At 52.4% G+C, this 14,871-nt stretch carries 15 protein-coding genes; all 15 read right to left on the bottom strand.

Annotated elements, in window-relative coordinates:
* Positions 1–2: 2 nt before the first annotated feature.
* Entirely contained in the window at positions 3–464 is a 462-nt protein-coding gene (locus tag ACE41H_RS05405; protein WP_375353816.1) for a cell division protein SepF, read from the bottom strand.
* Positions 455–1,156 (bottom strand): YggS family pyridoxal phosphate-dependent enzyme, encoded by a 702-nt coding sequence (locus tag ACE41H_RS05400; RefSeq protein ID WP_375353815.1) that lies wholly within the window; start codon positions 1,154–1,156, stop codon positions 455–457. Before ACE41H_RS05400 ends, ACE41H_RS05405 begins: the two co-directional genes overlap by 10 nt.
* 8 nt (positions 1,157–1,164) lie before the next feature.
* On the bottom strand, positions 1,165–2,046 hold the full coding sequence (gene pgeF, locus ACE41H_RS05395; protein WP_375353813.1) for a peptidoglycan editing factor PgeF: 882 nt from the start codon (positions 2,044–2,046) through the stop codon (positions 1,165–1,167).
* Positions 2,047–2,077: 31 nt separating this feature from the next.
* On the bottom strand, positions 2,078–2,425 hold the full coding sequence (locus ACE41H_RS05390; RefSeq protein ID WP_375353812.1) for a YlmC/YmxH family sporulation protein: 348 nt from the start codon (positions 2,423–2,425) through the stop codon (positions 2,078–2,080).
* 127 nt (positions 2,426–2,552) lie between these two features.
* Entirely contained in the window at positions 2,553–3,335 is a 783-nt protein-coding gene (sigG, locus tag ACE41H_RS05385; RefSeq protein WP_375353810.1) for an RNA polymerase sporulation sigma factor SigG, read from the bottom strand.
* A 99-nt stretch (positions 3,336–3,434) separates the two neighbouring features.
* Positions 3,435–4,157 carry an RNA polymerase sporulation sigma factor SigE gene (gene sigE / locus ACE41H_RS05380; RefSeq protein ID WP_375353809.1) on the bottom strand — a complete coding sequence of 241 codons (723 nt, stop codon included), beginning with the start codon at positions 4,155–4,157 and terminating at the stop codon, positions 3,435–3,437.
* Positions 4,158–4,221: 64 nt separating this feature from the next.
* Positions 4,222–5,157: a sigma-E processing peptidase SpoIIGA gene (gene spoIIGA, locus ACE41H_RS05375; protein ID WP_375353808.1), complete on the bottom strand. Its 936-nt coding sequence runs from the start codon at positions 5,155–5,157 to the stop codon at positions 4,222–4,224.
* Between the two features lie 171 nt (positions 5,158–5,328).
* Positions 5,329–6,441 carry a cell division protein FtsZ gene (gene ftsZ / locus ACE41H_RS05370; RefSeq protein ID WP_375353807.1) on the bottom strand — a complete coding sequence of 371 codons (1,113 nt, stop codon included), beginning with the start codon at positions 6,439–6,441 and terminating at the stop codon, positions 5,329–5,331.
* 68 nt (positions 6,442–6,509) lie between these two features.
* The gene (gene ftsA, locus ACE41H_RS05365) at positions 6,510–7,775 is read right to left on the bottom strand and encodes a cell division protein FtsA (protein ID WP_375353805.1); all 1,266 of its coding nucleotides are present in this window, start codon (positions 7,773–7,775) and stop codon (positions 6,510–6,512) included.
* A gap of 197 nt (positions 7,776–7,972) precedes the next feature.
* A complete protein-coding gene (locus ACE41H_RS05360) occupies positions 7,973–8,737 on the bottom strand; it encodes a cell division protein FtsQ/DivIB (protein WP_375353803.1) in 765 nt (254 codons plus the stop codon).
* A gap of 58 nt (positions 8,738–8,795) precedes the next feature.
* On the bottom strand, positions 8,796–10,079 hold the full coding sequence (gene murA / locus ACE41H_RS05355; RefSeq protein ID WP_375353801.1) for a UDP-N-acetylglucosamine 1-carboxyvinyltransferase: 1,284 nt from the start codon (positions 10,077–10,079) through the stop codon (positions 8,796–8,798).
* Positions 10,080–10,212: 133 nt separating this feature from the next.
* Positions 10,213–11,322, bottom strand: a complete 1,110-nt coding sequence (gene murG, locus ACE41H_RS05350) for an undecaprenyldiphospho-muramoylpentapeptide beta-N-acetylglucosaminyltransferase (protein ID WP_375353799.1) — start codon at positions 11,320–11,322, stop codon at positions 10,213–10,215.
* 5 nt (positions 11,323–11,327) lie between these two features.
* On the bottom strand, positions 11,328–12,428 hold the full coding sequence (spoVE, locus tag ACE41H_RS05345; protein ID WP_375353797.1) for a stage V sporulation protein E: 1,101 nt from the start codon (positions 12,426–12,428) through the stop codon (positions 11,328–11,330).
* Positions 12,429–12,473: 45 nt separating this feature from the next.
* Entirely contained in the window at positions 12,474–13,898 is a 1,425-nt protein-coding gene (gene murD / locus ACE41H_RS05340) for a UDP-N-acetylmuramoyl-L-alanine--D-glutamate ligase (protein ID WP_375353795.1), read from the bottom strand.
* 3 nt (positions 13,899–13,901) lie between these two features.
* Entirely contained in the window at positions 13,902–14,867 is a 966-nt protein-coding gene (mraY, locus tag ACE41H_RS05335; RefSeq protein ID WP_375353793.1) for a phospho-N-acetylmuramoyl-pentapeptide-transferase, read from the bottom strand.
* Between the last annotated feature and the right edge of the window lie 4 nt (positions 14,868–14,871).

Raw genomic sequence — 14,871 nt, 5'->3', positions numbered from 1 at the left:
GCTCACCTCATTCTGTCTAGTTCTGTTTCATTGTCGGCCAGTATTTCCTTAATGGAGCCCTGAATCTCCACCGTATCCGGCGTGCAGAGAAAAATATTGTGGCCGACCTTCGAAATGCCCCCATTTACGGCATAAACCGTGCCGCTCAAAAAATCGATAATGCGGAGAGCCTGATCCTTGCGGATGCGCTGCAGGTTCACGACAACCGAACGATGGGAACGGACATGATCGGCAATTTCCTGCGCCTCATCGTAAGAACGGGGCTCATACAGCACGACCTTCACATTTTTCTGGGAGTGAATGCTGACCACATTGTTGACCGCATTGCTGCCTCTAGAGGTTTTACGTCGGTCAAAGCTGGGGGTTTCAATTTCTTCTTCCTCTTCGGGCAATCTTTCCCGCTCCACGACCTCTTCCTCCTCCTGCAGTCCGAGGAAGTTCATAAATTTATTCATTACACCCATGCTTCATCCTCCTCTTTTCCCACCAGAATGGAACCGAGCCGCAGCCAGGTTGCGCCTTCCTCCACAGCCACTTCAAAGTCATTAGACATGCCCATGGATAATTCCTTAAGCGGTTCCGGAGTAAAGGCTTGTCCGTCCAGTTCATCCCGCAGCTCACGCAGCCCCCGGAAAACAGGGCGCGTCAGCTCTGGATCATCGACATGGGGAGCCATCGTCATCAACCCGATCACGTGTACATGCTTCAGGCCGGAAATGTCCTTCAGAAAGGCCGCAGCCTGGTCCGGCTCCAGGCCGTGCTTGCTCTCTTCCCCTGAAATATTGACCTGCACAAAGGCTTTAACCGTCAAATCCAGGTCTGCCGCCTTCTTCTCCAGTTCATTGGCAAGAGAGAGGCGGTCCAGAGAATGTATATACTGGAACTTACCGACAACGTCCTTGACTTTATTCGTCTGCAAATTCCCGATATAATGCCATATTCCGCGGTGTCCAAGCTGCTTCCACTTCTCTTCGGCCTGTTGCCAGCGGTTCTCACCGACATGCAGGAAGCCGCTGTCCAATACGGCAGACATTGCACTCACGGATACATATTTGGTAACAGCAATGATATTGACATCTTCACGAGCCCTTCCGCTGCGCTGACAGGCAGCCTCCACACGCTCATTTACCTTTCGAATCCGATCTCCCAACGACACGGGAAGATTCACCTCTTTTCCAGTCCGATCCAGCTTGCCATTCTTCCCGTCAAACCATTTTCCTTGCGGTGCGAAAAAAACAAATCGTTATTGCAGCTGGTGCATAACGTTGTACATTCGATATGGGTCGGCAATATTCCTGCTTTCATCATAATCTGTCGGTTGCATTGTTTCAAGTCAAGCATCCATTTTCCCCCGCCCAGCGGGGTATATACACTGCCTTCCCACACTTCACTCCCAGGCATGCCGGATTCCAAAGCCATGATTTTATCCATCACGGCACCGTCTACCTCGTAGCAGCATAATCCGATCGAAGGGCCGATGGCCGCCCGCAAATCCTCTCTCTTTGAGCCGTATTCTTCCACCATCGTTTCAACCATATACGCCGCGATTTCCGCAACAGTTCCCTTCCAGCCTGCATGGGCGAGTCCAACCGCATGCCGGACCGGATCGATGAAATAAAGAGGAACACAATCCGCATAAAAGGAGGTCAGGAGGATGCCCGGTACATCCGTCACCAATCCATCCGCATCCTGAAAGGCCGATTCCCGGTTCAGAAAACCCCGGCCGCGGTCTTCTTCCTTCACAGCAACAACCCGGTTTCCATGGACCTGTTCTCCGCAGGTCCACGCTTCCGGGTCAAACCCCAGCCTGCTTGCAATCAGCTCACGGTTGGTTATTACCGTATCCGGGTTTTCTCCTACATGCAGAGCGCAGTTCAGGCTGCTGTAAGGTTGCTTCCCAACGCCGCCGCGGCGGCTGGTAAAACCTGCAGTCAATCCCGGGAATTGCTTCTGCCATGCTTCTATAAACAGCAGCCGGGGCACAGGAGTCTCTGCGCCCGGCCGCCCTTCCACAACTATCGGTTCCAAGACAAACGGTTCAGTCATGTTCTCACCTCTACAAGCCAGTGTACCAAAATCAGCGCACCGTGTCTCTATCTGCCCACAGCCCCTTGAATCTCCCGCCTGCTTTGTACGCCTGCCCCTCCATCTGCCATTCCTCTATGTACTCATGCCTCACCAGAATGACATCCGGTCCGATTTTGACAATGTTATGCCACGGAATGACCAGTTCTCTCCTCGGCCGGAACAGCCCAAGGAACCCGCCAGGTCCTGGCATGACAATCGCTTCTATGCGGCCCAGTCTTGGGTCAATCTCCAGATCGCAGATCTGGCCCAGCCTGCGGCCGTCCATAATATTAATGACATCCTTGCTTTGGAAATCCGATATTTTTATGCTGTACACGCCCTCATCCGGCATATTCATATGATCACATCCTTTACTAACAGCATATGATTTACAAAGCGGAATTTTCCCTGCCTGCTCCTCTTGACACAAATAAAAACGACCCTGCCGGGTCGTTAACAAAAGGATCAGTCCTGCGCCTGTGGTGCTAAGACTTCACATGCTTCTGCATTTGTTGAATTGCCGATTTCTCCAGTCTCGAAACCTGGGCCTGTGAAATCCCGATTTCATCGGCAACCTCCATCTGGGTCTTTCCTTCAAAAAAACGCATGGACAATATCATCTTCTCACGCTGCCCAAGCCGCTGCATCGCTTCACGAAGCGCAATTTCCTCGATCCAGGATACGTCCTTGTTTTTGTCGTCGCTGATCTGGTCCATGACGTAGATCGGGTCCCCGCCGTCATGGTAAATGGGCTCAAAGAGCGAGACCGGGTCCTGAATGGCGTCAAGTGCAAATACCACATCTTCTTTGGGTACATTAAGCACTTCGGAAATTTCAAAAATCGTAGGCTCCCGCGAATTGACGGTGGTCAGATTATCTCTGACCTGAAGCGCCTTATACGCGATATCCCGCAGGGAACGCGACACCCGTATCGGGTTGTTATCTCTTAAATACCTGCGAATTTCACCGATGATCATCGGCACCGCATATGTGGAGAATTTAACATTTTGGGACAAGTCGAAATTGTCTATGGCTTTCATCAGTCCGATGCAGCCGACTTGAAACAGATCGTCAACATATTCCCCCCGATTATTAAAACGCTGGATCACGCTCAGTACAAGCCGCAGGTTGCCGTTCACCAGTTTTTCCCTGGCAGAACGTTCATTGTTTTGCTGCAGAGAAGTGAATAATTCCCGCATCTCCGCATTGGTCAAAACCGGCAGTTTGGCGGTATCCACACCGCAAATTTCGACTTTGTTACGGGTCATCTTGTCATAACCTCCCAAGGAGTAACATTACTGTTCATTATCTCCTGGGCCGGATATTTTATTCCTGTTCCTCTCCCGGTGAAAGACGCGCTGATACGGTCAGACCATTTTATTGAATTCCTTCCGCAGGCGTTTGATGATCCTTTTTTCAAGGCGAGATATGTAGGATTGTGAGATGCCAAGCAGGTCAGCCACATCCTTCTGCGTTTTTTCCTCGCCATCCTGCAGTCCAAAACGCAGCTCCATAATGAGGCGTTCACGGTCTGTCAGTTTATCCAGGGCCTTGTGAAGCAGCTTGCGGTCCACCTGCTCTTCGATATTGCGGTAGATCGTATCATTCTCTGTGCCAAGCACGTCGGAGAGCAACAGCTCATTCCCGTCCCAGTCGATATTCAGCGGCTCGTCGAAGGACACCTCTGTTCTTGTTTTATTATTGCGCCGCAGATACATAAGGATTTCATTTTCGATGCACCGGGACGCGTACGTGGCAAGCTTGATTTTTTTCTCCGGGTCAAAGGTATTCACCGCTTTAATCAGACCAATCGCTCCGATGGAGACCAGATCCTCAATATTGATGCCGGTGTTCTCGAATTTTCTGGCGATGTAAACGACCAGCCGCAGATTGCGTTCGATCAGCATGGCCCGGATCGCAGCGTCTCCTGATGACAGCTTCTGCAGCAAATATTCTTCTTCTTCCCTGGTCAGAGGCGGAGGAAGGGCTTCGCTGCCTCCAATATAATAGATTTCCTCAGCTTTGAGGCCCAGCAGAAAAAGAAACCGGTAATACTGTACCTGAAAAGCAAGTTTCCATCTTGTGCGCATGGTATTCCTCCTAGTTTAAATATCTTCGGATAACAGCTCGTATCCGTCTTTGACGGCTTAACTGTCAGGCGGAAACGTCCGTGTCCTGAGATACCGCCAGCTCGGGATGGACCACGGCCTGATAACGTCCCTCAGAGGATAACCTTCCCCCATCCAGGCCGATCAGCACACGATGATGAATAAACGTCTGTCCCTTCATCGTCACTTTGACCTCGTCCGGCTTAACCGCGAGCATAAAGGCCGTGCTTTTGTTGATGCCCCGGTAAGGAACAAGACGCAAACGATCCCGCCATGCATACGACTCTTCCATATTCATAACAAGGTTGTCCGCTTGTCCGTCCGCCAGAAATTTGGACCAGTCGCGGGGTAAATGATCACTCCAGAGCGAAGCCTCCATCACCATAACCGGCATGCGTGTCAGCGGATCATTCAGCTGATTGCCCGTATCCAGCAGGCCTGTACACTTGACGCACACTCCTTCGATTCGAACCTCCACGTCACCCGTAAAGCTTGAAATCCGTTCTGTGCGCTGCCTGGAAGTCTGCACGGCATAAAAAACAAGCATGGTAACGCCAAATACGCAGAAAATGAACCAAAAGGCGATTTGCGTTTTAAATGACATCCCGCCTGTAGCAGTAAACCATATGCCATTAAACAGCTCCCCCCGCCTCTGCAGCAGGTAGTGAACTCCCAATATACCGCCCGCCGCTACGAAATTGACCACATAAAAAGCACCAATCGTACGCAGAAAGGTTTGCAGGCCCACAAATCCGAAGGCGATCAGCAGCATGCATACAGATAATCCGAATTTAATCAAAAAAGTAAACATAAAGGATAGCTGGGGCATAAACATCATGACAACATACGTCGCACCAAGGAAGGCTGACAGCAGCAGCCTCCACCAGGCCGGGCGCAGCTTCCTCATCCAGGCCGTAACAAGCAGCAGTACCGTATCAATCAGCAGGTTGGTCAGGAAAATCAAATCAATATAGACAACCATTTTTTATTCACCCCGCCTAAGCTCCTGGAGGATATGACCAGTATAAAAGGGGGACAGAACAAAGTCTGTCTAACGCTGGAAGGCGCAGCCGGACTTTTTTTGTCGATAAAAACAAAAAACCGCATTCTCCAATAAGGAAAATACGGTCTTGCAGCTCGTCCAAAAAAATAATCAGTCGTTATTATTACGGGAACGGTTGCGTAAAAATGTCGGTATATCGAGCTGGTCACCACTGGTCTGGTTACTGAAAGGACGCAGGTTCGGGGAACGATTCTCAGAAGATTCTGTATTATTTACAACCGGTTTGCGCGCAGGGGCAGGGGCTACCGCCTTGCCTTCAAAGCCGGTGGCAATTACAGTTACTTTGATCTCTTCCTTCATTTCCTCGTCGATAATGGCACCAAAAATCATGTTGACTTCCGGATCGGAAGCTGAAGTCACGATTTCGGCCGCTTCGTTGACTTCATATAGGGAAAGATTGGAGCCACCGGTAATGTTCATAATGACACCACGAGCGCCTTCGATGGAAGTCTCCAGCAACGGGCTCATAATCGCCTTGCGTGCTGCTTCCGCCGCACGATTCTCGCCTGTTGCATACCCGATCCCCATCAGGGCGGAACCACGCTCCGTCATGATGGTTTTTACATCCGCGAAGTCGAGGTTAATCAAGCCTGGTACGGCGATCAAGTCAGAAATACCCTGAACAGCCTGGCGTAATACGTTATCCGCTTCACGGAACGCTTCGAGCATCGGTGTTTTCTTGTCCACAATTTCAAGCAGGCGGTCATTCGGGATGACGATAAGCGTATCAACCTTTTCCTTCAGTCCCTCAATGCCCTGCTCCGCGTGGCTTGAACGTTTGCGCCCTTCGAATGTAAACGGACGTGTAACCACACCTACCGTAAGGGCGCCGCATTCTTTTGCGATTTCGGCGATGACCGGAGCGGCTCCTGTACCTGTGCCCCCACCCATGCCGGCGGTAACAAACACCATGTCCGCCCCTTTAAGGGTGTTCATGATCAGATCACGGGATTCCTCGGCGGCTTTCTTGCCTACGTCGGGGTTTGCGCCCGCACCAAGGCCCCGGGTCAGTTTATCGCCAATTTGGAGCTTGTGCTCCGATTTGGCAAGATGCAGAGCTTGGGCGTCCGTGTTGACCGTAATGAATTCGACACCTTGAACGCCGTTTTCAATCATTCGGTTCACGGCGTTGCTTCCGCCTCCGCCTACCCCGATTACTTTGATTTGAGCCAAACTCTCCATTTCAAAATCAAATTCCAACATACTATTCCAACTCCCCCTCAATGTGCATGGATGGCCCGTCCATGATAGGCATAATTAGCTTTCAACCGTTATATAAACTCGCTGAACATATTCTTCAGGCGTTCGATCAATCCCGGTTTCTGCTCACTTTCCGGAGCGGGGCTGCTGCTTTTCGTGCGGTTAGCCGGCTTTTTCACATTATTGCTGCTTCCGCTTGCGGCACGCAGCCGAAAATTGCGGATAGCGTTGTGCAAAATGCCGACCCCGCTGGTGTAGCCGGGATCCCTTACGCCGATATAATCGGGCACGGCGATCCGGACCGATGCAGCAAGCTCATGCTGAGCCACCTCAAGAACTCCAGGCATTGCAACGGTACCTCCCGTAAGTATATAACCCCCGGGGAGACCCGTGTAACCAAGACGCTTAACCTCAGCCTGAACAAGCTGGAATATTTCCTGCACTCTCGGCTCAATAATGGCAGCCAAATCCTGCTGGTTGAACTCCTTGTCCACATTGCTGCCGATGCGTGTCACCTTAAATACAACATCGGCTGCCGCATCATTATACCATGCGCACCCGTATTTAAGCTTGACTTTTTCCGCTTGATCCGTCAGCGTTCTCAGACCATAGGCAATATCATTGGTTACATATTCACCGCCGATGGGCAGTGTTGAGGTGGCGGCGATGCTGCCTTCCTCAAATACCGCTATCGTCGTTGAACCCGCTCCGATGTCCACCAGCACCGAACCCATCGTTTTCTCATCCTTGGATAAAGAAAGCTGTCCGGCACCGAGGGGAAGAAGCACCAGGTCCTTAATCCGCAGACCGCTTTTTTCCACACACCGGAGCAGGTTATGTATTGGTGTTTTGGCTCCGGTAACAATGGTTGCTTCCACCTCAAGCCGGACTCCGATCATTCCGCGCGGATCCTGAATCCCTTCCAATCCGTCGACCACATATTGCCTGGCGACCACATCAATAATTTCCCTTTCCGGCGGTACAGCGATAACCTCGGCGGCCTTCAGCACACGTTCAATATCTTCCTCGCCGATCTCGCGGTCCTCATTCGAAACGGCCACAACCCCGTGGCTCGTCTGCAAGCCGATATGATTACCGGCAATTCCGACGTACACTTCGGATATTTGAATACCGACCATCCGCTCTGCATGATCCACGGCGTTCCGGATCGACTGTACGGTCTGATCGATATCTACGATTGCACCTTTTCGAATTCCTTCCGAGTCGGCAGTTCCAACCCCAATAATATTAAAGGTTCCATTATTCATCTCACCGATAATGGCACGAACTTTGGACGTACCGATGTCCAAACTAACAATGATGTCATTGCCGCTCAATTCTGTGGCACCTCCCAACCCATCAAAATTTCGTTCATAAACACGCACTGACTAAACTAATTCAACACGTTAATATTTATCCCTCTTTTTTCTACAAATTTTTTATGTTCCAACTTCTGGATAGTCAATAAAAATTTGAAGAAAAAAGAAGGAGCGCGACGCATAGTACATAAAATGTATTTTATCATTTTTCCAGTTCACTGAGTAGTGTCATTTTCCGCTGAACCGCTCTCTTCCTGGGGCTTGAAGGACACATAGGTGTCCGCTTCAAACATGCTGATCAGCCCAGGCTCCTCAGTCTCCAGGACCTGATTGAGATAGCTGATTTTTTCGGACAGCAGCGTAACCGAGGTGAGCACCTCGAATTGGGATCGTGTATACATCTTGATCCGGCCCGGAAAGGATGGAGACGGATCAGGAATGATCTCCGAAATGTCGGCCGTCCACTCACCAGGAATGTTCGACAAAATTCTACAAAGTTCCGCTTTGTACGGATCATCGGCCTTCCAGTTTGTTAGAATGGGCTTCTCCACGGCAATGCCGCTGCTGGAAACGCCCACGCTTGTCCCGTTGGATAAAATGGCAAGCAGATTACCATCCCCCCCTACTTCATAGGCAACTGTATCATATTCTTTAATATTAATGCTAATAATACCTGGAAACTGCTTGTCCATATTGACCGATTCAATCGACTTGATTTCTTTCAGCCGCTTCTCAACTTCCTCCGGACTGGCTCCGAAAAATTGACCTCCGACGTGAAGGCCGCTTTGCTTCAGAAGCTCCTCCTTCGAAGTGAATAAGCTGCCCTTGAAGTCAATTTCCGTAATCCGGCTCAGGGAAGACCGAAAGAATAACACAGCAAGCAGAACAATGAACAGGAGAACCAGGATCCATACAATTTTACGGCTAGTCTTCATTTTGGGTCTGGTTTCCCGAAGAACAGGAATTTTGGCTTGTGGCATCATTTCTCTCCAATAAATGCCCCCCGTCCCCTCAAGTCAGAGGGGACGTTGCAGGCGTTTAATTTGCAAAATCAAGCTGTTCCGGTACCGGGGACTGCCGGTGCATCCGGGCGCCAAGGTGCTGAAAAAGACACTCGATCCGATCATAGCCTCTGTCGATATGATGGACCTGCTCCACCGTTGTCCGTCCTTTGGCTGCCAGTCCGGCTATAACGAGCGCGGCCCCCGCCCGCAGGTCCGTAGCTTCAACCGATGCGCCATACAGGCGGGGAACGCCTCGGATAAATGCCACATTCATATCTACGGAAATGTCGGCTCCCATGACGTTCAGCTCATCGACATGCTTGAACCTGCTTTCAAAAACAGTCTCTTTCATGACGCTGAATCCGTCCGCCAAAGACAGCAGCACCATAACCTGAGACTGCAAATCCGTAGGAAAGGACGGATATGGCGATGTAATGATCCGATCCACCGCCTTGGGGCGGGTCATACAGCTTACGTTCATTATATCATTGGAAGCGCTGATTTGAACACCGGCACGGCGCAGCACATGAATCAATGACGACAAATGGGACGAACAGCAGCGGGAAAGTGTAACGTTACCACGTGTAGCAGCAGCGGCAATCATAACCGTGCCGGCCACGATCCGGTCAGGGATAATTTCATAGCTGCACGGATACAGGCGGTCCACACCCGTAATGGTAATGGTATCCGTCCCCGCCCCTATAATGGAAGCCCCCATTGTGTTGAGAAAATTTTGCAAATCCTGAATTTCCGGCTCACGGGCAGCGTTGGTGATCGTCGTCCTGCCTTTAGCCAGCACTGCAGCCATCATAATATTTTCAGTGGCCCCCACGCTCGGATAATCCAGATGGATATCCGTTCCGGTCAGCTTGCGGGCCCTGCAGGTCATTTTCTCAACCTGTTCTTCAATCTCGGCACCCAGCGCTTTCAATCCCTTCAGGTGCATATCGACCTTCCGCTCCCCGATCGCGCAGCCGCCCGGCTCGTAGACCGTCACCTCACCGCAGCGTCCGAGCAGCGGACCCATCAGAAAAATGGATGAGCGCATCTGTTTCATCAGATCTTCCGGTATATCCGTTGAAAGCAGCTTAGAGGAATCGACAACCACGGTATCCCGCTCATGTCGTGTACTGCAGCCCAGCCTCTCCAGAATGCCGAGCATCACCTGAATGTCAAGCAGATAAGGCACGTTACGAATCTGAACTTCCCCATTCGCGAGCAGGCTTGCCGCCAGTATGGGCAAGGCCGCGTTTTTCGCTCCATGGATCGGTATGGTGCCGGACAGGGGATTCCCGCCTTCAATCACCAATTTGTCCAATATATCACCTCCGAGATTCCTCCGATATGCAGTTGTTATGCCTGAACAACCAGCTTCCCGGGTGATGGTCTAAAGATACGGTATCTTATGTTAAAATGACCCCGAAGGTGACAATCGCCCATAGGCTGCCTCTTTATCTGCTGCCCGCCAATCTTCTGATTTCCTGCAGGAACACCTCAGCCGAATCTGGCTTGCCGAGCCGCAAGGAAGCAGCCGACATACTTTCTCTTACCCCAGCATCTTTCATAATATGCGCAATAGACTTAAAGAGGGTCTGTCCGCTCAGGCTCTTCTCCAGAATCATGACAGCCGCCCCCGCTTGCTCCAGCGTTCTGGCATTGGCCTCCTGATGGTTATTGGTCACATTCGGAGAAGGAATCAATACGGAGGGGATACCTAGAGAGGTGATCTCCGCCAGGAAAGACGCCCCTGCTCTGTTCACGATCAAGGAAGTGCATGCAAGCACTTCAGGCATATTGTGCACGTAAGGAAGCACATGAAGGCAATCCGGCAGCGAGCCAGCTTGTGCTCGTATCTCATCGACCGTGCTGTCGAAGTAACCTTCCCCGGTAACATATACAAAATGGACGCCCGGCAGGGATGAAAGTTGCGGTGCCATTTCAATCATCGCCTGATTGATCGCTTTGGCCCCTCTGCTTCCTCCTACCACCAGGACAATGGTACTATCCTCCGGAAGTCCCAGGCTCGCAAACCCCCGGCTGCGGTCAGCCTTCCGTACCGTAGTCGCCCGCGGATTGCCTGTGTAAAGAATATTGCGCGCCTTGGGAAAGGCGGCCTCAGAGCCCTCAAAGCTGACTGCAACCGTATCGGCGTAGCGGCTCAGAAAGGAGTTCGTCAATCCGGGAATGGCGTTTTGTTCATGAATAATGGTCGGGATTCCGAGCCTGGAAGCGGCATAAACCACAGGGCCGCATACATATCCACCCGTTCCGACCACTACATCGGGCTTAAATTGCTTAAGCAGCGTTTTGGAAGTGCGCACTCCCTGCAGAAAACGAATCACCGTCTTTACGTTTTCCAGAGAGAGACTCCGCCGAAAGCCGGTAATGTCAATGGATTCGAAGGGAAGATTCTCCTGCGGGACAAGCTTGCTCTCCAGTCCCCTCTTGCCTCCGATATATAAAAATGCGGCGTCCGGGTCCTCCGCCTCACACTGCCGGGCGACGGCCACAGCCGGATAGATATGTCCTCCTGTCCCGCCCCCGCTTAATACGACGCGCATAGGGTTCACCTCGCAAAACGTGATATATTCAATAAAATGCCGAGGGCTGTCAGCATCAGCGTGAGTGAAGAGCCCCCGTAGCTGATCAAAGGCAGCGTGATGCCCGTCACAGGCATCAGACCGATCACCACACCGATGTTAATCACAACCTGAACGGCTACCATGCCTACGATCCCGACGGCCAGCAGACTTCCAAAGGTGTCCGGGACCGTGAGCGCCGTGCGCATCCCCCGCCAGACGAGAATGAAAAACAGCAGGATTACGGTAAGACCGCCGATAAATCCAAGCTCTTCGGCCAAAATGGAAAAAATAAAGTCGGTTTGCGGTTCGGGCACATAGCTGTATTTCTGCCGGCTCATGCCGAGCCCGAGGCCGGCCAATCCACCGGGACCAATGGCATATAAAGACTGTATAATCTGGTACCCCGCTCCTAACGGATCCGACCAGGGATCCAGAAAAGCGGTAATGCGTTTCAGCCGGTACGGAGCCGCTGCCACCAGCGCCGCAAAGCCCGCTGCTCCGCCAAGCCCCAAAAATCCAAGATGCTTCAGGCTGGCTCCGGCGGTAAAAATAATGATCATGGACGCGCCCATCATTACAGTGCCAGTCCCGAGATCCGGCTGCAGCATAATAATTCCGAAAGCTAATCCGGTCAACGCCAGCGGGGGCAATAGCCCGTGCACAAACGATTTGATCGGATAGCCCGCACGGCTGAGCCAGCTGGCAAGAAAGAGGATCATGCCCAGCTTCATAAATTCAGAGGGCTGTATGCCGAAGGAGCCGATGCCCAGCCAGCTGCGGGCACCACCCCGGACAACGCCAATACCCGGAATCAGCACCGCAACCAGCAGCACAAAGCAGATCAGCAGCAGCGGTTTAGCGTACTTTCGCCAAACCCGATAGTCTATCGATGCTGTGAACCACATGGCCGCAAGCCCCAGACCGGCAAACAGCAGCTGTCTTTTTACAAAATAATAAGAATCCCCGTATTCGCGGAAAGCGAGCACGGCCCCGGCGCTGTACACCATCACGATACCGATGGCGAGCAAGCCTATAATACAGGCGAAAAGCCATAGATCCGGAGACGGAGGACGAGACTGTTTCATGGAGGAGGCCACCCCTTGCACCGAAGTAGGGGCTTATCCACCCCTCTACTTCAATTTATGCACCGCCTCTTTAAAAATGCGTCCACGCTCTTCATAGGATTTGAACATGTCCCAGCTCGCGCAGGCCGGGGACAGAAGCACAACATCCCCGGACTCGGCAAGCGCTGCGGACTTGTTGACTGCTGTGATCAGCGTGGCGGCGGCATCCTCACCATTATCGACGAGCTTGATCTGTTCTATGCCAGCCAGCCGGGCCGCTTCTGCCAGCTTCTCTCTGGTTTGTCCAAGCAAGACAACCGCTTTGACGCGGCCCTGCAGCGAGGGAACCAGTTCCAGATAGTCCGAGCCCCTGTCCAAACCGCCGGCAATCAGCACGACAGGCTGCTTAAAGGAGGATAGGGACATCTGGGTCGCCTTGGCATTGGTCGCTTTGGAATTGTTATAGTAAGCTACGCCTTCATGCTCGGCAACAAATTCCAGGCGGTGCTCCACTCCCCTGAATTGGGAGAGCGGTCCGGAAAGAGCCCAAACCGGGGCTCCGGCCGCAAGCGCAATGGCGCACGCAGCAAGCGCATTGTCCACATTAAACCGACCCGGAATGCCAAGCTCCGCAACAGACAGGATCGGATGGATCCCACCGCTGCCATCACGAAACACGATATCGCGCCGGGAGTCATCCTCCACGTCCGGCACATAAGGAGGCTCAACATATACGCCCTCCCGCAGACGTTCGGTCAGGGAAAATGGCAGCACCTTTCCCTTCATATAAGGAACGAGCTCACGGCATACCGGATCGTCCCAATTCAAGACAACGGTATCCTCCGGCTGCTGGTTTGCAAACAGCTTTGCTTTGGAGGATATGTAGTCTTCCATGCCGCCATGATAATCCAGATGGGTCTCCGCAATATTGAGCAGACAGGCTACTGCCGGACGGAAATCCCGGGTACCCTTCAGCTGAAAGCTGCTCAGCTCCACGACCATCCAGTTGTCCCGCTCTGCCTCTGCAGCCGCCTCGCAGAGCGGTGTTCCGATATTGCCGGCCACAATCGGCTTCATACCCGCAGCCTCCAGCATCCTGCCGACCCAGGTCGTCGTTGTCGTTTTCCCGTTGGAGCCGGTAATTCCGATGATTGGCGCTTCACAAATATGATAGGCGACTTCCACCTCCGTTACGACCTCGATACCAAGCTCCAGCGCTCTTTGCACCGGCGGGGCCTTGTACGGAATCCCGGGGTTTTTGACCAGCAGCTTAACGCCGGGATGGATCAGGTCGTCCGGATGGCCCCCGCATAAAACGGAAATTCCCAAAGCCTCCAGTTCGGAAGCTTCGGGACATTGTTCCCTCTCTTTTTGATCATTTGCCGTTACGACAGCGCCCGCTCTGTGCAGCACCTTCGCCACCTGGACCCCGCTTTTGGCCAGCCCGAGAACGACGACTTCATGACCCTTGTAAGTTTCTGGATGCTTCATGTTCTACAACCCCTTGCTCAGATAAAGTCCAAGTCCTGCGAGAAGCAGCCCTGCTGCCCAAAATGTGATGACTACCCGCCATTCCGACCAGCCTGACAGTTCAAAATGATGATGAATCGGGCTCATCTTAAACACACGCTTGCCGCGTGTCTTGAAGGACGTGACCTGAATGACGACCGAAAGCATTTCGATAACAAACACGCCGCCGATGATGAGAAACAGCAGCTCGCTCTTCGTTACAATGGCGATCGCTCCGATCGCCCCGCCGATGCCAAGCGAGCCGGTGTCGCCCATGAACACTTTGGCGGGATGGGCGTTATACACGAGAAAGCCGAGTACCGCGCCGATCATGGCCGCGGCGCACACTGCCGCCGGCAGGGACGCCTGGATGGCGATGATGGCGTAGGCGCCAAAGGCAATGGCGCTCGTGCCCGACAAAAGCCCGTCCAGTCCGTCCGTGAAATTCACCGCATTGCTGATAGCCAGCATCATAATAACAATAAATGGATAATAAAACCAACCGGTCCAATCGAAGGACCAGGAGGTCCCCGGAATACCGATGGCTGTGCTATGGTCATTCTGTATAAGCAGCCAGCACATCATGCCTGCAAAGAAAAGCTGTCCGAACAGCTTCTGGCGCGGTGTCAGGCCAAGGGAGCGCTTGAACACGATTTTGATGTAATCGTCCAGGAAGCCGATCAGGCCGAAGCCAAGCGTAGCCACAAGCAGAACATAGAAATCCGTATTTTTAATGGCTGAGAACTTTAAAAACGTCAGTGTAAAAGCCAGCAGAATGATGATACCGCCCATGGTGGGCGTGCCCGTTTTCTTCAGATGGCTCTGGGGTCCGTCGTCTCTGACCTGCTGGCCGAATTTCATCCGGCGCAGCAACGGAATCAGCAAGGGAGCAGCGATCACCGCCAGTATGAATGATACCCCGATCGTAAGCAGCAGCAGTTGAATATCCATGGTA

This window comes from Paenibacillus enshidis, from assembly GCF_042136365.1.
Classification (GTDB): Bacteria; Bacillota; Bacilli; order Paenibacillales; family Paenibacillaceae; genus Paenibacillus; species Paenibacillus enshidis.
This window is presented reverse-complemented; position numbering and strand designations above follow the sequence as displayed.

Coding starts and splice junctions, on each gene's coding strand:
- ACE41H_RS05405 (WP_375353816.1), bottom strand. CDS start 464: ATGGGTGTAATGAATAAATTTATGAACTTCCTCGGACTGCAGGAGGAG.
- pgeF (WP_375353813.1), bottom strand. CDS start 2,046: ATGACTGAACCGTTTGTCTTGGAACCGATAGTTGTGGAAGGGCGGCCG.
- ACE41H_RS05390 (WP_375353812.1), bottom strand. CDS start 2,425: ATGAATATGCCGGATGAGGGCGTGTACAGCATAAAAATATCGGATTTC.
- sigG (WP_375353810.1), bottom strand. CDS start 3,335: ATGACCCGTAACAAAGTCGAAATTTGCGGTGTGGATACCGCCAAACTG.
- sigE (WP_375353809.1), bottom strand. CDS start 4,157: ATGCGCACAAGATGGAAACTTGCTTTTCAGGTACAGTATTACCGGTTT.
- spoIIGA (WP_375353808.1), bottom strand. CDS start 5,157: ATGGTTGTCTATATTGATTTGATTTTCCTGACCAACCTGCTGATTGAT.
- ftsZ (WP_375353807.1), bottom strand. CDS start 6,441: ATGTTGGAATTTGATTTTGAAATGGAGAGTTTGGCTCAAATCAAAGTA.
- ACE41H_RS05360 (WP_375353803.1), bottom strand. CDS start 8,737: ATGCCACAAGCCAAAATTCCTGTTCTTCGGGAAACCAGACCCAAAATG.
- murG (WP_375353799.1), bottom strand. CDS start 11,322: ATGCGCGTCGTATTAAGCGGGGGCGGGACAGGAGGACATATCTATCCG.
- spoVE (WP_375353797.1), bottom strand. CDS start 12,428: ATGAAACAGTCTCGTCCTCCGTCTCCGGATCTATGGCTTTTCGCCTGT.
- murD (WP_375353795.1), bottom strand. CDS start 13,898: ATGAAGCATCCAGAAACTTACAAGGGTCATGAAGTCGTCGTTCTCGGG.
- mraY (WP_375353793.1), bottom strand. CDS start 14,867: ATGGATATTCAACTGCTGCTGCTTACGATCGGGGTATCATTCATACTG.